The 20,632-nt window shown below is 64.7% G+C and carries 22 protein-coding genes and 1 other RNA gene; 12 read left to right on the top strand and 11 right to left on the bottom strand.

What is annotated here, in order from left to right; translation table 11 throughout:
* Window positions 1-105: 105 nt before the first annotated feature.
* Window positions 106-1,035, bottom strand: a complete 930-nt coding sequence (locus BBA01S_RS13240) for a class II glutamine amidotransferase (RefSeq protein ID WP_084162108.1) — start codon at window positions 1,033-1,035, stop codon at window positions 106-108.
* 335 nt (window positions 1,036-1,370) lie between these two features.
* Here BBA01S_RS13240 and pyrC point away from each other — a divergent pair, with 335 nt between their 5' ends.
* From pyrC to rnpB, 3 genes are all read left to right on the top strand, one after another.
* The gene (pyrC, locus tag BBA01S_RS13235; RefSeq protein ID WP_027816871.1) at window positions 1,371-2,426 is read left to right on the top strand and encodes a dihydroorotase; all 1,056 of its coding nucleotides are present in this window, start codon (window positions 1,371-1,373) and stop codon (window positions 2,424-2,426) included.
* Complete coding sequence (locus BBA01S_RS41095) at window positions 2,423-3,334, top strand: DUF3025 domain-containing protein (RefSeq protein ID WP_407668307.1); 912 nt, start codon at window positions 2,423-2,425, stop codon at window positions 3,332-3,334. Before pyrC ends, BBA01S_RS41095 begins: the two co-directional genes overlap by 4 nt.
* Before the next feature lie 24 nt (window positions 3,335-3,358).
* Window positions 3,359-3,769, top strand: an RNA gene (gene rnpB, locus BBA01S_RS45145) — RNase P RNA component class A.
* An 81-nt stretch (window positions 3,770-3,850) separates the two neighbouring features.
* On the opposite strand, the gene BBA01S_RS13225 is transcribed toward rnpB, so the two are convergent.
* A complete protein-coding gene (locus tag BBA01S_RS13225; RefSeq protein WP_027816870.1) occupies window positions 3,851-4,273 on the bottom strand; it encodes an OsmC family protein in 423 nt (140 codons plus the stop codon).
* Between the two features lie 659 nt (window positions 4,274-4,932).
* Here BBA01S_RS13225 and rplM point away from each other — a divergent pair.
* The 3 genes from rplM (at window position 4,933) to erpA (ending at window position 6,393) form a co-directional block, all read left to right on the top strand.
* A complete protein-coding gene (gene rplM / locus BBA01S_RS13220; RefSeq protein WP_027816869.1) occupies window positions 4,933-5,361 on the top strand; it encodes a 50S ribosomal protein L13 in 429 nt (142 codons plus the stop codon).
* Window positions 5,362-5,372: 11 nt separating this feature from the next.
* Window positions 5,373-5,765 (top strand): 30S ribosomal protein S9, encoded by a 393-nt coding sequence (gene rpsI, locus BBA01S_RS13215; RefSeq protein WP_027816868.1) that lies wholly within the window; start codon window positions 5,373-5,375, stop codon window positions 5,763-5,765.
* Between the two features lie 262 nt (window positions 5,766-6,027).
* Window positions 6,028-6,393 (top strand): iron-sulfur cluster insertion protein ErpA, encoded by a 366-nt coding sequence (gene erpA, locus BBA01S_RS13210; protein ID WP_027816867.1) that lies wholly within the window; start codon window positions 6,028-6,030, stop codon window positions 6,391-6,393.
* Window positions 6,394-6,471: 78 nt separating this feature from the next.
* On the opposite strand, the gene BBA01S_RS13205 is transcribed toward erpA, so the two are convergent.
* Complete coding sequence (locus BBA01S_RS13205) at window positions 6,472-7,629, bottom strand: anhydro-N-acetylmuramic acid kinase (RefSeq protein ID WP_084162106.1); 1,158 nt, start codon at window positions 7,627-7,629, stop codon at window positions 6,472-6,474.
* Between the two features lie 279 nt (window positions 7,630-7,908).
* On the opposite strand from BBA01S_RS13205, the gene BBA01S_RS13200 reads away from it, so the two are divergent.
* The 6 genes from BBA01S_RS13200 to BBA01S_RS13175 all read left to right on the top strand — a co-directional run bounded on the left by BBA01S_RS13200 (window position 7,909) and on the right by BBA01S_RS13175 (window position 12,513).
* Entirely contained in the window at window positions 7,909-8,187 is a 279-nt protein-coding gene (locus tag BBA01S_RS13200; RefSeq protein ID WP_027816865.1) for a type II toxin-antitoxin system RelE/ParE family toxin, read from the top strand.
* Between the two features lie 15 nt (window positions 8,188-8,202).
* A complete protein-coding gene (locus BBA01S_RS13195) occupies window positions 8,203-8,529 on the top strand; it encodes a HigA family addiction module antitoxin (protein WP_027816864.1) in 327 nt (108 codons plus the stop codon).
* Window positions 8,530-8,631: 102 nt separating this feature from the next.
* Entirely contained in the window at window positions 8,632-9,888 is a 1,257-nt protein-coding gene (gene tyrS, locus BBA01S_RS13190) for a tyrosine--tRNA ligase (RefSeq protein WP_027816863.1), read from the top strand.
* Window positions 9,885-10,367, top strand: a complete 483-nt coding sequence (gene dtd, locus BBA01S_RS13185) for a D-aminoacyl-tRNA deacylase (RefSeq protein ID WP_027816862.1) — start codon at window positions 9,885-9,887, stop codon at window positions 10,365-10,367. The genes tyrS and dtd overlap by 4 nt, the downstream gene beginning before the upstream one ends.
* Window positions 10,364-11,041: a histidine phosphatase family protein gene (locus BBA01S_RS13180; RefSeq protein WP_042296947.1), complete on the top strand. Its 678-nt coding sequence runs from the start codon at window positions 10,364-10,366 to the stop codon at window positions 11,039-11,041. The genes dtd and BBA01S_RS13180 overlap by 4 nt, the downstream gene beginning before the upstream one ends.
* A 326-nt stretch (window positions 11,042-11,367) precedes the next feature.
* Complete coding sequence (locus BBA01S_RS13175; protein WP_027816860.1) at window positions 11,368-12,513, top strand: branched-chain amino acid ABC transporter substrate-binding protein; 1,146 nt, start codon at window positions 11,368-11,370, stop codon at window positions 12,511-12,513.
* Window positions 12,514-12,602: 89 nt separating this feature from the next.
* Here the strand turns inward: BBA01S_RS13175 and BBA01S_RS13170 are convergent, their stop codons facing one another.
* The 8 genes from BBA01S_RS13170 to BBA01S_RS13135 form a co-directional block, all read right to left on the bottom strand.
* Window positions 12,603-13,547 (bottom strand): oxygenase MpaB family protein, encoded by a 945-nt coding sequence (locus BBA01S_RS13170; protein ID WP_027816859.1) that lies wholly within the window; start codon window positions 13,545-13,547, stop codon window positions 12,603-12,605.
* 35 nt (window positions 13,548-13,582) lie between these two features.
* Window positions 13,583-14,662: a Holliday junction branch migration DNA helicase RuvB gene (gene ruvB / locus BBA01S_RS13165; protein WP_027816858.1), complete on the bottom strand. Its 1,080-nt coding sequence runs from the start codon at window positions 14,660-14,662 to the stop codon at window positions 13,583-13,585.
* 155 nt (window positions 14,663-14,817) lie between these two features.
* On the bottom strand, window positions 14,818-15,399 hold the full coding sequence (gene ruvA, locus BBA01S_RS13160; protein ID WP_027816857.1) for a Holliday junction branch migration protein RuvA: 582 nt from the start codon (window positions 15,397-15,399) through the stop codon (window positions 14,818-14,820).
* A gap of 120 nt (window positions 15,400-15,519) precedes the next feature.
* The gene (ruvC, locus tag BBA01S_RS13155; RefSeq protein WP_027816856.1) at window positions 15,520-16,062 is read right to left on the bottom strand and encodes a crossover junction endodeoxyribonuclease RuvC; all 543 of its coding nucleotides are present in this window, start codon (window positions 16,060-16,062) and stop codon (window positions 15,520-15,522) included.
* A 121-nt stretch (window positions 16,063-16,183) separates the two neighbouring features.
* Entirely contained in the window at window positions 16,184-17,749 is a 1,566-nt protein-coding gene (purH, locus tag BBA01S_RS13150) for a bifunctional phosphoribosylaminoimidazolecarboxamide formyltransferase/IMP cyclohydrolase (RefSeq protein ID WP_027816855.1), read from the bottom strand.
* 73 nt (window positions 17,750-17,822) lie between these two features.
* Entirely contained in the window at window positions 17,823-18,056 is a 234-nt protein-coding gene (locus tag BBA01S_RS13145) for a Fis family transcriptional regulator (RefSeq protein ID WP_027816854.1), read from the bottom strand.
* Window positions 18,053-19,117, bottom strand: a complete 1,065-nt coding sequence (gene dusB / locus BBA01S_RS13140; RefSeq protein ID WP_027816853.1) for a tRNA dihydrouridine synthase DusB — start codon at window positions 19,115-19,117, stop codon at window positions 18,053-18,055. The genes BBA01S_RS13145 and dusB overlap by 4 nt, the downstream gene beginning before the upstream one ends.
* A gap of 185 nt (window positions 19,118-19,302) precedes the next feature.
* Complete coding sequence (locus BBA01S_RS13135; protein ID WP_027816852.1) at window positions 19,303-20,604, bottom strand: UbiH/UbiF/VisC/COQ6 family ubiquinone biosynthesis hydroxylase; 1,302 nt, start codon at window positions 20,602-20,604, stop codon at window positions 19,303-19,305.
* Window positions 20,605-20,632 lie beyond the last annotated feature (28 nt).

Below are 20,632 nucleotides of genomic sequence, written 5' to 3'. Positions count from 1 at the left end.
ACCGCGGCGCACGCAACGAAAAAGCCGCGCAGCCTTTCGGGCTTGCGCGGCTTTTTTATTGGGCGGCTCTTTCGGCGGCTCTTTCGGCGTCGGCGGACGGGACGCTTACTCGCCCCAGCTCTGCAAGGCGGCCACGGCTTCCGGATCGACTGCGCCCGGTTGCAGGTTCAGCGACGGGCAAGGCGAAATACGCGGTGCGCTGGCGGACGCGTCCAGCGTCGGGTTCTTGAGCTTGTCGAGCACCTTTTGCGGCACCGGCACGCGTGTCTGCGCGATAACTTCGCCGTGCTGGAACATCAGCAGGTCGCCGGGCGCGAAGCGCGTCCAGACTTCGTTGTCGGTGAGCGGGGCGGTGGCGATCACGGCGACGCGGTCTTCCGGCGTGGTGTATTTCGCGAAGTCGATCGAGACATCGGCGTCCACGAGGTGCGCGGTCGAGAACGGCCAGCGGCGCACCAGATAGTGCAGATGGGTCGAGCAATGCGCGAACAGCGCCTGGCCGTTCGACATCAGGAAATTGAACACGCCGAACTGCGTGATCTCGCGCGTGAGCGATTCGAGCGCGGCGAACAGTTCGTCGAGCGGCGGCTGCGAACCCGGAAACGCCTTGCGCAGGCCCTGGAGCAGCAGGCAGAACGCGCGCTCGCTGTCGGTGGTGCCGACCGGCTGGTACACGCCCGTCATGACCGGATTGAAGTCCTGCAGGTCGCCGTTGTGCGCGAAGATCCAGTGGCGGCCCCACAGCTCGCGCTGGAACGGATGGCTGTTCTCCAGCGAGCAGCTACCCTGGGTGGCCTTGCGGATATGCGCGATGGTGTTGCGCGACTTGATCGGATAGCGCTTGACCATCTCGGCGATGGGCGAGCGGGCCGAGGCTTCGTTGTCGATGAAGAGGCGGCAGGCCTTGTCCTCGAAGAACGCGATGCCCCAGCCGTCGGCGTGGTGATCGGTGGCGCCGCCGCGCGCCGCGAATCCTGTGAAGGAGAACGTGACGTCCGTCGGCGCGGCGCAGTTCATTCCGAGAAGTTGGCACATGGCACAAGTCTGATGCTGGGAAACCGCGGGTGACGCTGTGGCCGGTGCAGGGGCCGAAGGTGGCCCGAATCCAGCCTCACGACCCGGTACAATGATGATTTTCCAAGCATATCATCGGGCTGCGGCGCGCCAATACGAAATTTGTCGGATGCTTTCCCGCCTCGCGCGAATGCGTTGCCGGCAAAGCGCGCGCCGGGGTTCGCGGGCAGGTGGCTGTCGTGCGCGCGCGACGCTTCGCTCTGGCCTGCGTCCGCTTATCGACCGCTCGTGCCCGCTTGATCCTGCTTGTTCCTGCTTGTTGTCGTTCCCACCGCGCATCACGTATCAGACTAGCCATGAACGCTTCCACCCCCACGACTCTTACGCTCGCCCGCCCCGACGACTGGCACCTGCACGTGCGCGACGGCGAGATGCTCGCCGCGGTTCTGCCGCACACCGCGCGCCAGTTCGGCCGCGCGATCATCATGCCGAACCTGAAGCCGCCGGTCACCACGACCGAAATGGCCGCCGCGTATCGCGAGCGCATCCTCGCGGCGCTGCCCGCGGGCATGAAGTTCGAGCCGCTGATGACGCTGTATCTCACCGACAACACCCAGGCCGACGAAATCCGCCGCGCCAAGGCCAGCGGCTTCGTGCACGGCGTGAAGCTCTATCCGGCAGGCGCGACCACGAACTCGGACGCGGGCGTGACCGACATCCGCAAGTGCGCGAAGGCGCTCGAAGCGATGCAGGAAGTGGGCATGCCGCTGCTCGTGCACGGCGAAGTCACGAGCCCCGACATCGACCTGTTCGACCGCGAGAAGGTCTTCATCGACCGTGTGATGACGCCGCTGCGCCGCGATTTCCCGGGCCTGAAAGTGGTGTTCGAGCACATCACGACCAAGGATGCCGTCGATTACATCCGCGCCGACACCGCCGCTCCGGGCCTGCTGGGCGCGACCATCACGGCGCATCACCTGCTGTACAACCGCAACGCGATCTTCCTCGGCGGGATTCGTCCGCATTACTACTGCCTGCCGGTTCTCAAGCGCGAAACGCATCGCGTGGCGCTGGTCGAGGCGGCGACGTCGGGCGACGCGCGCTTCTTCCTCGGCACCGATAGCGCGCCGCACGCAAAGGGTCTGAAGGAGCACGCCTGCGGCTGCGCGGGCTGCTACACGGCGCTCCACGCGCTCGAGCTGTACGCCGAAGCGTTCGACAACGCGGGCGCGCTCGACAAGCTCGAAGGCTTCGCGAGCTTCTTCGGTGCGGACTTCTACGGTCTGCCGCGCGCGAGCGAAACGGTCACGCTGCGCCGCGAAGACTGGCAACTGCCGGCGGAAATCGAAGCGGGCGGCGTCCCCGTCGTGCCGCTGCGCGGCGGCGAGACGATCGGCTGGAAGCTGGTTTGAACGTAACCCGCATCGGCGCGGCGGCATCGGCGGCATCGGGGACGATCGATGCGGGCGCATCGATGCAGCCGAAGTTGCCGCGCCGGAGTCTTCCTGAAGGCAGTTTTGCCGACATCGACTGGGCGCATCCGTGGTTTGCCCAGCACGAAGCGCGCGGACGCCGCTGGCAGCAGGCCGCGCTGGCGGGCTACGCGCGCTATCTGGAAGAGCTGAACGCCGATGCGCGCGCAACGGGCAATCGCACTGGCCGCGGCGAGGCGCTGCACTTCATCGCGCAGGACGACCTGCCCGATGGTGCGTCCTACGAAGGGCACATCGCCGCGACCGGCGGCGTGCCCACGCGCCACAACCTGCACGACTTCTTCAATGCGCTGCACTGGTTCGCGTTCCCGCGCATCAAGGCGACGCTCAACGCGCGCCAGGCCGATGCGATCGACGTGCTGGGCGTCGGCCCGACGCGCGGCGGCGTGCGCGACGCGCTCACGCTGTTCGACGAAAACGCCGTGCTGTTCGCGAGCGCCGATCCCGCTATGACGCGGGCTCTGCGCGACTTCGACTGGCGCAGGTTGTTTATCGAAAGCCGCGCAAAGTGGGATGCCGCCTGCGAAGTGCGTGTATTCGGCCACGCGTTGCTCGAAAAGTTGATCGCGCCCTATGCGGCGTGCACGGCGCACGCATGGGTGGTCGAGGTGCCTGAAGCGTATTTCACGTGGCCACGTGCAGAGCGCAACGCGTACCTCGACGAAGCCGTGAGCACCACGCTTTGCGCCGATGCCAGCCTCTCCGGTCGCAGCTTCGCGCCGCTGCCCGTGCTCGGCATTCCGGGCTGGTGGGCGGCCAACCAGGATCCTGCGTTTTACGACGATACGTCGGTGTTTCGTCCCGGCCGACGTCAGCGCCCGTGCTGAAGGCGTGCTAATATCGCGCCTCGCAAAGCAGGCCAGGCAGTCGCGGCCCCGAGATTTCGGTCGAGGGGGCGAGGAAAGTCCGGACTCCACAGGGCAGGGTGATGGCTAACGGCCATCCGTGGCGACACGCGGAACAGGGCAACAGAGAACAGACCGCCGATGGCCCGATTTCGGTCGGGATCAGGTAAGGGTGAAACGGTGCGGTAAGAGCGCACCGCGTCTGCGGTGACGTAGACGGCACGGTAACCTCCACCCGGAGCAATTCCAAGTAGGCAGGCGCGCATCTTCGGGATGCAGGATGGGGCCCCCATTCCGTCTGCGGGTAGGAAGCTTGAGCGCGTCAGCAATGGCGCGCCTAGAGGAATGGCTGCCACGCGCGGCGCGTCTTCGGACGCGGCGTGTGCACAGAATCCGGCTTATCGGCCTGCTTTGCAGCCTTATTCATGGAAAAAGCCGGCGCGGTTCTTAACGAACCGCGCCGGCTTTTTCTTTTTCCGCTGAGTGTTGCCGCTGCGCTTAAGCTGCGACGATCTCGAACGAATGCGTGATTTCGGCGGTCTTGCCAATCATGATCGACGCCGAGCAGTACTTGTCGTGCGACAGGTTGATCGCGCGCTCGACCGTGGCCGGGTTCAGGTTCTTGCCCGTCACGGTGAAGTGGAAGTGGATCTTGGTGAAGACCTTGGGATCTTCGCTCGCACGCTCGGCCTTGAGCGTCACGTTGCAGCCGCTCACCTCCTGGCGGCTCTTCTTCAGGATCAGCACGACGTCATACGCCGTGCAGCCGCCGGTGCCCAGCAGCACCATTTCCATCGGGCGCGGCGCGAGGTTGTGACCGCCGCCTTCCGGGGCGCCGTCCATGTTGACCAGATGGCCGCTGCCCGTTTCGGCGGCGAAAGCCATTCCGTCCTGACCCATCCAGCTTACTTTGACTTCCATGCGTTTGCCCCTGCGCAAATTATCTCGATTCAGCTGGCATTGTAGCCCGCGTCCTACTGGTATGTCCGGGGGGACATGGCGCATGCCGATCATGCACCCAGCTTGAATGTTGCGACGCGATAGCGCGCTCGCAAGGGGATTTCCCTCCTGCAATTAGGGGTTTCGTTCGAGTCCTGGAGATGGTGTTCGCGGCAATGCTTGTTTAACACACTGATTTTTAATGAAAACCCACGCGCATCCACAGAATTTTATAATTTCATATTATGGGATGTACTTTCACAATGCAAATTTCCTTGCGTCGCACAAGGCCGATCTGTATAGTGATCCCCATTGGTTGTCGTGCTTCACGACACCTCAGCATGTCTCCTCCACCCTCCTCCAAAGAGTGGATTAAGCCCGAGCAAACGCGCTTGGGCTTTTTTTCGTCCGCGTGTTTTGTGGCTTTTTGCACGCGCGCGCGACCTGGCCGCAGAAATTTTGACGGCGCTTCAATTTTCCTTTTATAATCTTAGGTTTCCCGCATCATGCCCGCGGGGAAGCTGGGTTCTCACGCAGATTGCTGCGGGAGGCTCAGACCAGGGAGAGCCTGCGCCGGCGCCAACGAGCGTCATCACACAAGCAGGACCGAATCAGGGCACAAGTTATTTTTTGGATCGATCATGAAGACTTTTTCCGCCAAGGCACATGAAGTGCAGCGCGAATGGTACGTGATTGACGCGACGGATAAGGTTCTCGGCCGTGTCGCCAGCGAAGTGGCACGCCGTCTTCGCGGCAAGCACAAGCCTGAGTTCACCCCGCACGTCGACACTGGTGATTTCATCATCATCATCAACGCCGGCAAGCTGAAGGTCACGGGCAACAAGACGACCGACAAGAAGTACTACCGTCACTCGGGCTACCCGGGCGGTATCTACGAAACGACGTTTGGCAAGATGCAAGAACGCTTCCCGGGCCGCGCGCTCGAGAAGGCCGTGAAGGGCATGCTGCCGAAGGGCCCGCTGGGCTACGCGATGATCAAGAAGCTCAAGGTCTACGCAGACGCAACGCATCCGCACTCGGCTCAACAGCCGCAGGCGCTCGAGATCTAAGGGGAGCCCATATGATCGGTAACTGGAACTACGGTACGGGCCGCCGCAAGAGCGCAGTCGCACGTGTCTTCATCAAGGCTGGCAAGGGCGACATCATCGTCAACGGCAAGCCTATCGCTGACTACTTCTCGCGCGAAACGTCGCTGATGATCGTGCGTCAACCGCTGGAACTCACGAACCACGGCGCGACGTTCGACATCAAGGTGAACGTGACGGGCGGCGGCGAAACCGGCCAGGCCGGCGCAGTTCGCCACGGCATCACGCGCGCGCTGATGGACTACGACGCAACGCTGAAGCCGGAACTGTCGAAGGCTGGCTACGTTACGCGTGACGCACGTGAAGTGGAACGTAAGAAGGTTGGTTTCCACAAGGCACGTCGCCGCAAGCAGTTCTCGAAGCGTTAATCCCCGGATTGTCGCTTTGTGGCCGTGCGCTCCTCGCGGAGGCGCATGGCCGCTGCAAGAACCGCCTCGCGCAGGAATGCGCCGGGCGGTTTTTTCGTTTATGAGAAGCATGAACATCGCGCCACTTGTTTGCCTCATAGTTGAGAGGTGAGGCCTGGATGTGAGTCAAACAAGTGGCGAGAAACCCTTGATTTCCTGGGCTTAAGCACGATCTCAGGAACAGCCCTACAATAGCGGCTAGAAGCTTTTTTGGAGAGTTCGAATGAACGCTGTCACCGAGACCCCCGTGACTGAAATGCCCGGTCCCTTCGTTTTTACCGACGCAGCGGCTGACAAGGTCAAGCAACTGATCGACGAGGAAGGCAACCCGGAGCTGAAGCTGCGCGTGTTCGTGCAAGGCGGCGGCTGCTCGGGCTTCCAGTACGGATTCACGTTCGACGAGACCGTCAACGAAGACGACACTGTGATGACCAAGAACGGCGTCGATCTGCTGATCGACTCGATGAGCTATCAGTACCTCGTCGGCGCAGAGATCGACTACAAGGACGATCTCAATGGCGCGCAGTTCGTCATCAAGAACCCGAATGCCTCGACCACCTGCGGTTGCGGCTCGTCGTTCTCGGTCTGAGCGCAACGGCTCGAACCGGCAAGCAGTAACGAAAAACGGGGCTTCGGCCCCGTTTTTTTATTGGCGTTGCTGAAGCGCTTAGCGCGGATAGATCGCGCCGAGCACCCGTTCGCCCGCCGCGCCCGTGACGCCCGGCAGATTGCCCGGCTCGCGCGCAGCGCAGCGCATCGCCAGCCAGGCAAAGGCGAGCGGCTCCACCTGCTGCGGCGGCACGCCCAGCGCCTCGGTCGTCATGACTGGCACGCCTGCCACGCCACCCGTTTCCAGCGCCTTCTGCAACGCTTCCATGAGCATTGGATTGCGCGCGCCCCCGCCACACACATAAACCGCGCGGCAGTCGCCCGCGTGTCGCTCGATTTCGCGCGCGACGCTGACGGCCGTGAGCGCGACGAGCGTTGCCTGCACATCGGCGGGTGTGAGCGATTCGAAACCCTTGAGCTTGTCGTCGAGCCATTGCGCGTTGAACAGATCGCGCCCCGTGCTCTTGGGCGGCTGCTGCTCGAAATACGGCTCGTCGAGCAGCACGTTCAGCAACGGCTGATGCAGGTTGCCGCTCGCGGCGAACTGGCCATTCTCGTCGTAGGGCTTGCCCAGATGGCGCTCGGCCCAGAGATCGAGCAGGGCGTTGGCCGGGCCGCAGTCGAAGCCGCGCACCGCGCCGGTTGCGCTCAACACCGTGATATTGCTGATGCCGCCGAGATTGCAGACGACGCGCGTCTCTTCCTGCGAGCCGAACACCGTCGCGTGAAACGCCGGCACGAGCGGCGCGCCCTGGCCGCCCGAGGCGACATCGCGGCTGCGAAAATCGGCGATCACGTCGATGTGCGCAAGCTCGGCGAGCAGCGCGGGATTCTGGATCTGCACCGTGAAGCCCTTCTCGGGCCGATGACGGATGGTCTGGCCGTGCGCACCGATCGCGCGCACCTCGTCGGCGCGCAGATTGCCCGCGCGCAGCAGTTCATGGCAGCAGACCGCATAGCGTGCGGCGAGGGCGTTGCCCGCGAGCGAGGCGCGCTCGATCTCGTTTTCGCCGGGCTGCTGGAGCGAGAAGAGCGCCTCGCGCAAGCCCTGCGCGAAGCCCACAAAGGCTTCGACCAGCACGACGGGCCGCTGGCCATGCTCGAAACGCACGGCGATGCCGTCCACGCCGTCCATGCTGGTGCCGGACATCAGGCCGAAATACACGCCGTCTGCCGGGTGGGCGTTCTCATCTTTTTGCGCGTCGCGTGCCGCCACGTTGTGCTCCTTTCATGAATGCGAGGAAGGGATTCCGACGGTGATTATCGGGGCAATGGCTATTCGGCGTAAGCCGAAAGGCTAGTTGTGGCGCCTCGGGGGAGATGGGACGCTGATGGGCGGGAATCGCGGGCTGGGGAGCGATACGGAGCTTGAGCAGGGTCAATTGACGGGGTGTCGCAGATTGACCTTGATAGCGTCTATTCGTATAGTGAGGCTATACGCTACACAACCCCGAGCGCACCGCGATTTTTTTCGATTCGCACTGTCCGGGGAACCATGATCAAGTCGTGGAAGCATAAAGGCCTGCGGGATTTCTTCCTCACAGGCAACGAGGCGGGCGTTCGGCCCGATCACGTCCCGCGTCTGCGGCGGCAACTCGCACGGCTCGACGAGGCGCAGACACCCGAGGACATGAACGTCGCAGGCTGGCGTTGCCATGCGCTGGAGGGCGGTCTGGCCGGCCACCACGCGGTGAGCGTGAGCGCCTACTGGCGATTGACGTTCCTGTTCGAGCGCGGGCATGCACTGCGCGTCGATTACCACGACTACCACTGAAAGGAAGCGCGAGCGATGAAGGACTCGAAGGAACCCAGGGACGCGATCCGGATGCACAATCCACCGCATCCCGGCGAAACGCTGCGCGAAGACGTGCTCCCCGAACTCGGCCTGACGGTGACCGAAGCCGCGGCCCAACTGGGCGTCACGCGCGTGGCGCTCTCGCGTGTGCTCAATGGCCGGGCCGGTATTTCGCCGGAAATGGCGCTGCGGCTCGAACAGTGGCTCGGCGTGGAAAACGGCGGCCGCGCCGATCTCTGGCTTGCGCTGCAGGCCGCCTACGATCTCTGGCAGGTACGCTCGAAGGCGCTGCCGCACGTGGAGCCGGTCGTGCGTGCATGAGACCGCCCAGCGCCCCGATTCGCCCAAAGCTCGGCCCTGCGTGTCGAATCACGTAAAATCCCGGTCTAGACCCAGACTTAACGACATCGAACCGATCGAAGCATGAGCACCGACTCCACTCCCAACAGCAGCGGCGCAAAAGACGCCTTTCCGGTCACCGACGAAGTCCGTCACGCGCTCGCCGTCACAAAGCGCGGCGTCGACGAACTGCTGATCGAAGAAGAATTCCAGCAAAAGCTCGCACGCAGCGCCGCCACCGGCAAGCCGCTGCGTATCAAGCTCGGCCTCGATCCGACCGCGCCCGACATCCACATCGGGCACACGGTCGTGCTCAACAAGATGCGCCAGCTGCAGGATCTCGGCCACAACGTGATCTTCCTGATCGGCGACTTCACCTCGCTGATCGGCGATCCGTCGGGCCGTAACGCCACGCGTCCGCCGCTCACGCGCGAGCAGATCGAATCGAACGCCAAGACCTATTTCGAGCAGGCCGCGCTCGTGCTCGACCGCGAAAAGACCGAGATCCGCTACAACAGCGAATGGTCGATGCCGCTCGGCGCCGACGGCATGATCAAGCTCGCGTCGCGCTACACGGTCGCGCGCATTCTGGAGCGTGAGGACTTCACCAAGCGCTTCCAGGGCGGCGTGCCCATCTCGATCCACGAATTCCTCTATCCGCTGATGCAGGGCTACGACTCGGTCGCGCTCAACTCGGATCTGGAACTCGGCGGCACCGACCAGAAGTTCAACCTGCTCGTCGGCCGCGAACTGCAGAAGCAGTACGGCCAGGAACAGCAGTGCATCTTGACGATGCCGCTGCTCGAAGGCCTCGACGGCGTCGAAAAGATGTCGAAGTCGAAGAACAACTACGTCGGTATCAGCGAAAAGCCCAACGACATGTTCGGCAAGCTGATGTCGATTTCGGACACGCTGATGTGGCGTTATTTCACGCTGCTGTCGTTCCGTCCGCTGGACGAGATCGAAGGCTTCAAGCGTGAGATCGAAGCGGGCCGCAATCCGCGCGATTTCAAGGTGCTGCTGGCGCAGGAAATCGTCGCGCGCTTTCACTCGCAGATCGACGCCGAACGCGCGCTCGAAGACTTCAACCACCGCGCCAAGGGCGGCGTGCCGGACGATATCCCGGCGGTCACGCTCGCAGGCGCGCCGCTCGCGATCGGCCAGTTGCTCAAGCAGGCAGGCCTCGTGCCGTCGACCAGCGAAGCGCTGCGCAACATCGAGCAGGGCGGCGTGAAGATCGACGGCGCAACCGTGTCCGACAAGGGCCTCAAGATCGAAGCGGGCGAGTTCATCGTGCAGGTCGGCAAGCGTCGCTTCGCGCGCGTCACGCTCACCGCATGATCGCGCTGATCCAGCGCGTGCTGCGCGCCGATGTGCGCGTGAAGGACGGCAACGCTGAGCGTGTGACAGGTGCGATCGGCCCGGGGCTGCTCGCGCTCGTCTGCGCGGAGCGTGGCGACACCGAAGCGAACGCGGACAAGCTGCTGGCGAAGCTGCTCGGCTATCGCGTGTTCAGCGACGCCGCTGGCAAGATGAACCTGCCGGTGCAGAACATCGACGGCAACGGCACGCCCGGGGGCCTGCTGCTGGTGTCGCAGTTCACGCTGGCCGCGGACACCAACAGCGGCCTGCGCCCGAGCTTCACGCCTGCTGCGCCGCCCGACGAAGGGCGGCGTCTGTTCGACTACTTCGTCGCTGCCGCGCGCGCGAAGCATCCGACGGTCGAAACCGGCGAATTCGGCGCTGACATGCAGGTGTCGCTCGTCAACGACGGGCCGGTGACGTTCTGGCTGCAAGTGCCGCCCCAGGCCCAATCATGACGACGCAGATTCTCTTTATCCGCCACGGCGAAACCGACTGGAACCGCATCAAGCGCATCCAGGGACACATCGACATTCCGCTCGCGACGAGCGGCGTCGATCAGGCTGCGTTGCTCGGTGCGAGCCTTGGGCGGGCGGTACATGAAGGCGCTCGACTCGATGCAATCTGGTCGAGCGATCTGATGCGCGCGCAACAGACGGCGCAACCCATCGCGCAGGCGCTCGGCCTCACGGTTCAATTGACCGAGGGCCTGCGCGAGCGTAACTACGGCGCGTTCCAGGGGCACGACAGCGACCAGATCGCCGAACGTTTTCCCGATGAGTACGCGCACTGGCAAACGCGCGATCCGGGTTTTGCGCCTCCCGATGGCGAATCGCAGCGCGAGCTCTATCATCGCGTGCTGCATGCGCTGGAGCCGATCCTCGCGAAGCATCCTGAAGGCCGCATCGCGTGCGTCGCGCACGGCGGTGTGCTCGACTGCATCTATCGCTTCGCGAACGGCATCGAACTCGAAGCGCCGCGTGCGTGGCCGCTGCTCAACACGAGCGTGAACGTGGTCGATGTCGAGCGTGACGGTGAGCATATGAAGGCGCGCGTCGTCTCGTGGGGCGACGTCTCGCATCTGCCGGGCCCAAGCGACGACGACGGCGTGAAGCGCCGCAGCCCTCTGTAAATCTCCGCGCATCTCTTCCTTTCCCGCGCGCTGCGTTCACAACCGGAACCGGCGCGCGCGTCAAGCTTCTCTTTTGCTGTTCTCCTCGAACGTTGCCTGCGCAACGACAGCCAACCGTAAAGCAGGGGCGCCTGCTACCATTCTTCCGACCTTTGCGCTTTGCCGCGCCGGTGGGGCCTCGCAGCGACTCTCGACGTCTGCGTGTGCCGGCCGTGCGTTGAAGAGGGACGCGCGCGCACCACGCGCTTGCGGTACGGCGAAGCCTGGGTTGCATCCGAAAACGTAGTGCCCAGAATGGGCTCCAGAAAAAACGCAGGAGATTTTCAATGACGTTCAAGCTTCACAAGCTGTTGCCGGTGAGCGCCGCCGTGCTGGCGTTCGGCGCGATGTGCGCCAATGCGTCCGCTGACCAGGTCGTCAAGATCGGCCACGTCGGCCCGCTCACGGGCGGCTCGGCCCACCTCGGCAAGGACAACGAAAACGGCGCGCGCCTTGCCGTCGAAGAGATCAACGCGAAGGGCCTCACGATCGGCGGCCAGAAGATCACGCTCGCGCTCGATGCCCAGGACGATGCCGCCGACCCGCGCCAGGCGACCCAGGTCGCGCAGAAGCTCGTCGACGACAAGGTCGTGGCCGTGATCGGCCATTTGAACTCGGGCGCGTCGATCCCGGCTTCGAAGATCTATAGCGATGCGGGCATCGTGCAGATCTCGCCGTCGTCGACGAATCCGTCGTACACGCAGCAGAACTTCAAGACGACCTTCCGCGTCGTCGCGACGGATGCGCAGCAAGGCCCGGCGCTTGCGAACTACGCGGCGAAAAGCCTGAACGTGAAGACCGTCGCCGTGGTCGACGATTCGACGGCCTACGGTCAAGGCCTTGCAAACGAGTTCGAGAAGACCGCAAAGTCGCTCGGCCTGAAGGTCGTCTCGCACGACGCGACCAACGACAAGGCCGTCGATTTCCGCGCAATTCTCACCAAGATCAAGGGCGAGAATCCGGACGCGATCATGTACGGCGGCATGGACGCCACGGGCGGCCCGTTCGCCAAGCAGGCCAAGCAGCTTGGCCTGCGCGCGAAGGTGCTGTCGGGCGACGGCGTCTGCACGGAAAGCCTCGCGCAGCTCGCGGGCGCGGCTTCGGACAACATCGTCTGCTCGCAGGCCGGCATGGCGCTGGAGCGCATGGACGGCGGCGCGGCGTTCTCGGCGAAATACCAGAAGCGCTTTGGCCATCCGATTGAATTCGATGCGCCGTTCACCTATGACGCCGTGTACATCGTTGTCGATGCGATGAAGCGCGCGAACTCGACCGACCACGCGAAGATCCTCGCGGAAATCCCGGGCACCGACTACAAGGGTGTGATCGGCGAAACCGTGTTCGATTCGAAGGGCGATCTCAAGCACGGCGTGATCTCGCTCTACAACTACAAGGCAGGCAAGAAGACGCTGCTCGACGTGGTGAAGATGTAACGACTGCCGATGCGGCAAATTAAAACGGCCAGTGCGCGCGAGCGGCTGGCCGTTTTTCGTTGTATAGCAGCGTATAGCAGTTCAGGCGCTCAGGAAGCGGGCGGCATTGCGGCGCGGCGGCGCGCGCGTTTCGACACGCCGTTCACGAGCGCCCAGCGCAGCACCGGCGCGACCGCGCGCATGCCCGGCATGACCACCGTGCGGCGCGCGAGCGCGAAGCGGTCGAAGCCGAGCATCGCCTGCGCAAACGGCGGCAGCAGGTCGATGCCCGCCTGCCGCATCAACGCGCCCGCAGGACGCATGGCCGGTCGCGGCGCGGGGGCTTCCATCAACACGCGCACGACTTCTCGCGTGCGCTCGCTCGCGACCAGTTCGGGCTGCATCGCCTTTAGATAGGCGGTGATGTCGGCGCGCGAGCGCGGCACATCGATCGCGCCGAGCAGCTCGGCGATCTGCGCGACTTCGGCGTAGTACTGATCCTGCAACGCACCCGATAGAGCCGGATTCACGTAGCGCAGGTAGGCGGCCAGAAAGCTCGACACCTCGGCGACGTGAACCCACGTCAGCAACGTCGGATCGCTCGCGCGATAGGGGCGGCCATCGGGTGCAGTGCCCGTCACGCTCAGGTGGATCGTTTTCACGCGCTCGATGAGTTGGAGCGCATCGGCGCGGCTGCCGTAGGTGGTGCCCGCGATGAAGGTGGCGGTGCGGCGCAGGCGTCCCAGAATGTCGGTGCGGAAAGTGGAGTGATCCCACACCCCCGCAAGCGCGAGTGGATGCAGCGCCTGGAGCAGGAGCGCGCTGATGCCGCCCGCCATCATGCCCGCGAAGTCGGCGTGCACTTTCCAGCAGATCGCGTCGGGGCCGAACAAGCCGGGGTCGCCGGGCGGATTCGAGTAATCGAGCTTCGGGCCGCTGCCCGTGGTGAGATGCGTGATGCTCTCGGCGAGCGTCATGCGCAGGCGCTGCGCGAGCTGGCCGGCGAAACCTTGCGGTTCGGGAGCATCGTGGCGGCGGCCTGCGTGATCGGACATGGTGGACTAGCCTGGCGCTTTGGGGCGTGGGCGGACTACGCCTCGTTCGGATCCCAGTCGCCGCCTTTGGAGGCGTCGTCGGGGACGGTGAGGCCGAAGTGGCGATAGGTCATCTGCGTGGCCACGCGGCCGCGCGGCGTGCGTTGCAGGAAGCCTTGCTGGATCAGGTACGGCTCCAGCACGTCTTCGATGGTGTCGCGCTCCTCGCCGATTGCAGCGGCGAGGTTGTCCACGCCCACCGGGCCGCCGTCGAACTTGTACAGGATCGCTTCGAGCAGCTTGCGATCCATCAGGTCGAAGCCGACCGGGTCGACGTCGAGCATGCGCAGCGCCGCATCGGCGACCGTGGCGGTGATGTTGCCGTCGGCTTTGACCTCGGCGTAATCGCGCACGCGGCGCAGCAGGCGGTTGGCGATACGCGGCGTGCCGCGCGAACGGCGGGCGATTTCGAGCGCGCCCTGCGGGTCGATCTGTGCGCCCAGCAGCGCAGCGGAGCGCTGCACGATGCGCGAGAGCTCGCCCGCGTTGTAGAACTCCAGCCGCGACACGATGCCGAAGCGGTCGCGCAGCGGGTTCGTCAACATGCCCGCGCGCGTGGTCGCGCCGACCAGCGTGAACGGCTGCAGGTCGAGCTTCACACTGCGCGCAGCCGGCCCTTCGCCGATCATGATGTCGATCTGATAGTCCTCGAGCGCCGGGTACAGGATTTCCTCGACGACCGGCGAGAGCCGGTGGATTTCGTCGATGAACAGCACGTCGTTGGCTTCGAGATTGGTGAGCAGCGCGGCGAGGTCGCCCGCGCGTTCGAGCACGGGGCCCGAGGTCTGACGCAGGCTGACCCCCATTTCGCGCGCGATGATGTGCGCGAGCGTGGTCTTGCCCAGGCCCGGCGGCCCGAACAGCAGCACGTGGTCGAGCGGTTCCGAGCGGCGCTTGGCGGCCTCGATGAAGATTTCGAGCTGTCCGCGCACCTTTTCCTGGCCGACATATTCGTCGAGCTGGCGCGGCCGCAGCGCGCGCTCGAACGCTTCTTCACCGGACGAGGCGGGTGTGGGCGCAATCACGCGTTCGGCGCCCGATGCGCGATTCGCGGCGAGTTTGTCGGTTTCGATCATCCAGCGATTGTACCGCGCGCCTGGCGTGCGGTACGCCGGGTTTCTGGCCTTGCATAAGGCGCTGGAAGCACGGTGCAACTAACAGCCAATCCGGGCAGGAGCGACCGGGCGCGTGTCGTTCGCGCCCTGCCGCCTGCGCCAGAACTGGCGCGAAATCAGGCTTTGGACAGCACCTTCAGCGCGGCCTTGATGCCATCGGAGACGCCCGTGCCGGCCGGCACGTTCTTGATCGCGGCGAGGCCTTCCTTTTCCGAATAACCGAGCGCGAGCAGTGCGTTGAGAATGTCGTTCGCGTGATCCGACGGCGACGCGGCGGCGGCCATCGCGCCCAGATCGGCGCCAAGCTTGCCCTTGAGTTCGAGCAGCAGGCGCTCGGCCGTCTTCTTGCCGATGCCCGGCACGCGCGTGAGGCGCGCCGAATCCTGCAGCGTGATGGCCTGCGAGAGGTCGCTCACGCTCATGCCCGAGAGAATCGCCAGCGCCATGCGCGCGCCGATGCCGGTGATCTTGAGCAACTCGCGAAACGTCGCGCGTTCTTCGATGGTGGCGAAGCCGAACAGCAGATGCGCGTCTTCGCGCACGATCATCTGCGTGAGCAGCACAACGCGCTCGCCGCAGCCGGGCAGGTTGTAGAACGTGCTCATCGGCACATCGACTTCGTAGCCGACGCCGTTGCAGTCGATGAGCAGGTGCGGCGGGTTCTTTTCCAGCAATACGCCGGCAATGCGACCGATCATGGCAGGTTCAACGAAATGAGAAAGCGGAGAGTGTAGCGCAGCGTGCTGCGCCGCAAGGCAGCCGAACGGCCAATGAGCCTATCGGCCGATCAGCCCATCAGCCCATCAGCCCATCAGCCACTAGCCGATCAGACGGCCGCGCCGCACGCGCACGCCTTTCTTCGCGAGCGCAGGCGCGAGACCGCCGAGCGTGGCGAGCGTATCGCCGCTGTGCGCGTGGCAGATCGCCATGCCGAGCGCGTCGGCGGCGTCGGTGCTGGGCATGCCCGTGAGGCACAGAAGCCGCACGACCATCTGCTGCATCTGCTCCTTGGTCGCGCGTCCGTAGCCCACCACGGCCTGCTTCAGTTGCAGCGCGGTGTATTCGGCGACCGGCACGCCGCCCGAAACCAGCCCGCAAATCGCCGCGCCGCGCGCCTGGCCGAGCAGCAGCGTCGACTGCGGATTGACGTTGACGAAGACTTTTTCGATCGCGGCCTGATCGGGCGCGTGCTGGCGGACGAGCGTGGAGATGCCCTCGAAGATGGTGCCCAGACGCGTGGGCAGGTCGGCGTCGGCGGTACGGATGACGCCGCTTGCGACATACGTGAGCTGATGGCCGTGACGCTCGATCACGCCGAAGCCGGTCACGCGCAAGCCGGGGTCGATGCCGAGAATTCTCATGAAATACGGGGAAAAACGAGTGTGCCTGCGATGGTACAACGAACGTGCGCGATCGGAGCACAAAGAAAAAGCCCGCTGAACCTACGTCCAGCGGGCTTTTTATGAAATGACAGCGTGCAGGTCAGTGACGGAAGTGGCGAATGCCGGTCATGACCATGGCGATGTTGTGCTCGTCGGCGGCGGCGATCACTTCGTCGTCGCGCATCGAGCCGCCCGGCTGGATCACGCAGGTCGCACCCGCGTTGACCACGACGTCGAGGCCGTCGCGGAACGGGAAGAACGCATCCGACGCCACTGCCGAACCCGCGAGCTTGAGGCCTGCGTTTTCAGCCTTGATGCTGGCGATGCGCGCCGAGTCCACGCGGCTCATCTGGCCCGCGCCCACGCCCATCGTCATGCCGTTCGCGCAGAACACAATGGCGTTGGACTTTACGAACTTCGCGACGCGCCATGCGAACAGCAGGTCGTCCATTTCCTTCGGCGTCGGGTGACGCTTGGTCACGACGCGCAGTTCGTGCGGCTGCACGTTCTTCGAGTCGAGCGATTGCACCAGCAGGCCGCCGCCCACGCGCTTCAGGTCGAACGCGTTGTGGCCTTCGCCCAGCGCGATTTCGAGCAGACGCACGTTCTGCTTCGCGGCGAACACGGCCTTGGCGGCGTCCGAGAACGACGGAGCGATCAGCACTTCGACGAACTGCTTCGACACGGCTTGTGCCGCGGCTTCGTCGACTTCGCGGTTGAACGCGATGATGCCGCCGAACGCCGAGGTCGGGTCGGTCTGGAACGCCTTCGAATACGCTTCGAGCGCGTCGGCGCCCACGGCCACGCCGCACGGGTTCGCATGCTTGACGATCACGCACGCGGGCACGTCGAAGGTCTTGACGCATTCCCACGCTGCATCGGAGTCAGCGATGTTGTTGTACGAGAGTTCCTTGCCCTGGATCTGCTTGTAGTTCGCGAGCGCGCCAGCCGGCGACGCCAGGTCGCGGTAGAACGCAGCGCTCTGGTGCGGGTTCTCGCCGTAACGCAGGTCTTGCACCTTGTCGAACGCGAGGTTCAGCGTGGCCGGGAAAGCATTGCGCGACTTGTGCTCCAGCGCTTCGGTCAGGCTCGTCAGGTAGTTCGTGATCGCGCCGTCGTACTGCGCCGTGTGCGCGAACACCTTGGTCGCGAGGCGGAAGTTCGTCGCGTAGCCCACGTTGTTGCCGTTCGCGCGCATCTCTTCGAGCACCAGCGCGTAGTCGGTCGGGTCGACCACGACCGTCACGTCACGATGGTTCTTGGCCGCCGAGCGCAGCATCGTCGGGCCGCCGATGTCGATGTTCTCGATCGCGTCTTCCAGCGAGCACTCTTCCTTCGAGATCGTCTGCACGAACGGGTAGAGGTTCACGACCAGCAGGTCGATCGTCGGAATGTCGTGCTTTTCGAGCGCTGCCATGTGTTCCGGCAGGTCGCGGCGGGCGAGGATGCCGCCGTGAACCTTCGGGTGCAGCGTCTTCACGCGCCCATCGAGCATTTCCGGGAAGCCGGTGTAGTCGGCCACTTCGGTGACGGGAAGGCCCGCGTCCGCGAGCAGTTTCGCGGTGCCGCCGGTCGAGAGGATCTTGACGCCGAGGTCCGACAGCGATTTCGCGAAGTCGACGATGCCTGACTTGTCGGAAACGGAGATGAGCGCTTGCTTGATCATGATGGGGGAGAGTTGCCGGGAGATCGAGGAGGGAGCGCTGGAAGTCCAGATGTGCGGCGGGCCGCGACGGCCGTTACAGCAGGCCGTGCTGCTGGAGCTTCTTGCGCAGCGTATTGCGGTTGATGCCGAGGTACTCGGCGGCCAGCGACTGATTGCCGCCGGCCTGCTCGAGCACCACCTCGAGCATCGGTTTTTCGACGCACGCCATCACCATTTCATAGACGTCGTGCGGATTGCTGCCGTCGAGGTCCTGGAAATAGACTCCCAGGCTATCGCGGACGGATTGTTCGATATTGTGCTTGCTCATGCTGCCAGTCGATCGGTAGGTTCGCGCTCGCCTTGTGCGCCGTTTTCATCGTCTTCGTAGACGAGGCGCTCGGAAACGGCCTTCTGCTCGTCGAAGAACTGATTGACGGCGGCGAGTTGTTCGCGTGTGGTGTCCAGCGTGTTCATGCGATGCCGGAACGCGTTGGCGCCGCAAAGGCCGCGAGTGTACCAGCCGATATGCTTGCGCGCAGTACGCACGCCCGTAAACTCGCCATAAAACGCGTAGTGATCCTCCAGATGTTCGTTCATGATCATCTGGATTTCGTCCACGCGCGGCGACGGCAACAGCTCGCCGGTGGCGAGAAAATGCTCGATTTCGCGGAACAGCCACGGGCGCCCCTGCGCCGCGCGGCCAATCATGATGGCGTCCGCGCCCGTCACTTCGAGCACGTGTCTGGCCTTCTGCGGCCGGGTGATGTCGCCGTTGGCGACCACCGGGATGCGCGCGGCGGCCTTCACGGCGGCGATCGTTTCGTATTCGGCGTCGCCGTGATAGAGATCGGCGCGCGTGCGGCCATGCACGGTCAGCATCGAAATGCCGCTTTCTTCGGCGATGCGCGCGATGGTGAGCGCGTTCTTGTGGTCGCGATCCCAGCCGGTGCGGATTTTCAGCGTGACGGGCACGGCATCTGGCCCCACACCAACGGCATTCACCACGGCGCCGACGATGCGCGCGACGAGCGGCTCGTTTTGCAGCAGGGCGGAACCGGCGGCCACGTTGCAGACCTTCTTGGCCGGGCAGCCCATGTTGATGTCGATGATCTGCGCGCCGTTTGCGACGTTATATCGCGCCGCTTCGGCCATCATTTCGGGGTCGGCGCCTGCAATCTGCACCGAAATCGGCTCGACCTCGCCCGCGTGATTGGCGCGGCGCATGGTCTTTTCGCTTTTCCAGAGCTGCGCGTTGGAGGCAACCATTTCCGATACGGCGTAGCCCGCGCCGAGACGCTTGCACAGCTGGCGGAACGGCCTGTCCGTGACGCCCGCCATGGGGGCGACGAACAGGTTATTGCGCAGGGTGTGGCGGCCGATTGTGAACATGATGCGCGACAAAAGCGGCAGCGCGCCCGGCAGGCTCCGACGAAGGTCGAAGGCGTTGGCGCGTCTGCGGCTTGAATTGGGGAAACGCGTATTTTAGCGTTAACGCGATACGAGGGCTTGGATTGCAGACCCTGGTGTTGTTCGGGGCGCTCGCGCTGGGCGAGCAAAATTTGATGCGACCCTGTTCAACTCCGCTGCCCAAACATCATCTGCCTGGCCAGCGCGGTTTTTAGCGGCGGCACGAATTCGAGCGCCGTCAGCGCCAGCCCGCGCAGCGTGGCGAGTGCGGGGAAATCGACCGTAAAGAGGCGCGCGAGCGTGTCCGTCGCGCCGATCGTCATGCGCCGGTCGACCGCGCGGCGGCCCGCGAATTCGGCAAGCGCAAGCGGCGTTGCGCCGTGTTGCGCGAGGGCGTCGGCGAGCGCGTGCGCGTCGCGCAAGCCCAGATTCAGCCCCTGGCCCGCGACCGGATGCAGCGTCTGCGCCGCATTGCCGACCGCCGCGATGCGGCCGTGGCCCGACACCAGCGTATCGAGCGCATTCAAGCCGAGCGGGAATGCCGCGCGGCCGCGGATCTGCGTGAAGCGGCCCATGCGCGCGCCAAAAGCGTTGCCGAGTTCGGCGAGGAAGTCGGCATCGGAGAGCGCGGCGCGGCGTGCGGCCTCGACGGGCGCCGAGCACCACACCAGCGCGAAATCGGCGTCGCGCGCACCGCCCATCGGCAGCAGGGCGATGGGGCCTTCGTCGGTGAATCGCTCCCACGCGACATGCGCTTGCGGCGCGGACACGCTCACCACGCCGACCAGCGCTGTTTGCCCGTAATCGCGCGTGCGCTTTTGCGCGCTTTGAGGGGCGGCTTGAGGCGAGGCTTGAGGCGCGTTGCGATCGGCTTCGTCTTGCGGCTGCACGGCGTCTTGCGGCGCCACATCGGCTTTCGGCGTCTGCACGCGATACAGGCCGCCTTCCGCGTTCACGAGGATGCGCGCGCGCAGCGTGCGGGCGACGCCCGCGCTCTCCACTTGCAGCGTCACGCCGTCGTGCTCGACCACGGGTTCCTGTGCGTGCGTGTGATGCAGCCAGTGCACGTTCGTGCCGCGCACGGCCTGCGCCAGCGACTGCACGATCGCGCCATAACGCGCCACATAACCGAGCGCGGGCAGTTCGTAATCGTGGCGATCGATCAGCGTGCGGCCGAAGTGGCCGCGCTGCGAAACATGGATGCGTTCAATCGACGTCGCGTCCTGTGGCCAGGCGAGCGCTTGCAGCAGCGTGCGGCTGCCCTGCGATACGGCGATGGCGCGCGGGTCGCCGGCGCTGTCCTCGGGTTCGCGCGCATCGATCAGCGCGACCGACAGCGACGACGTCGCGCTGCGCTGCGCGAGCCAGCCCGCGAGCGCAAGCCCGACCGGCCCGGCGCCAACGATGATGACGTCATGGTCGAAAGGGGCGGGAGTGGCGTGCTCGCTGGCGGGATTGACTGCATTCATGTCGCTGATTCGGTTTTGATTCGTTTTA

The sequence above is a fragment of the Paraburkholderia bannensis NBRC 103871 genome, from assembly GCF_000685015.1.
In the GTDB taxonomy this organism is placed as follows: Bacteria; Pseudomonadota; Gammaproteobacteria; order Burkholderiales; family Burkholderiaceae; genus Paraburkholderia; species Paraburkholderia bannensis.
The sequence above is the reverse complement of the archived record's forward strand: the minus strand, read 5'-3'. Positions and strand labels throughout refer to the sequence as shown.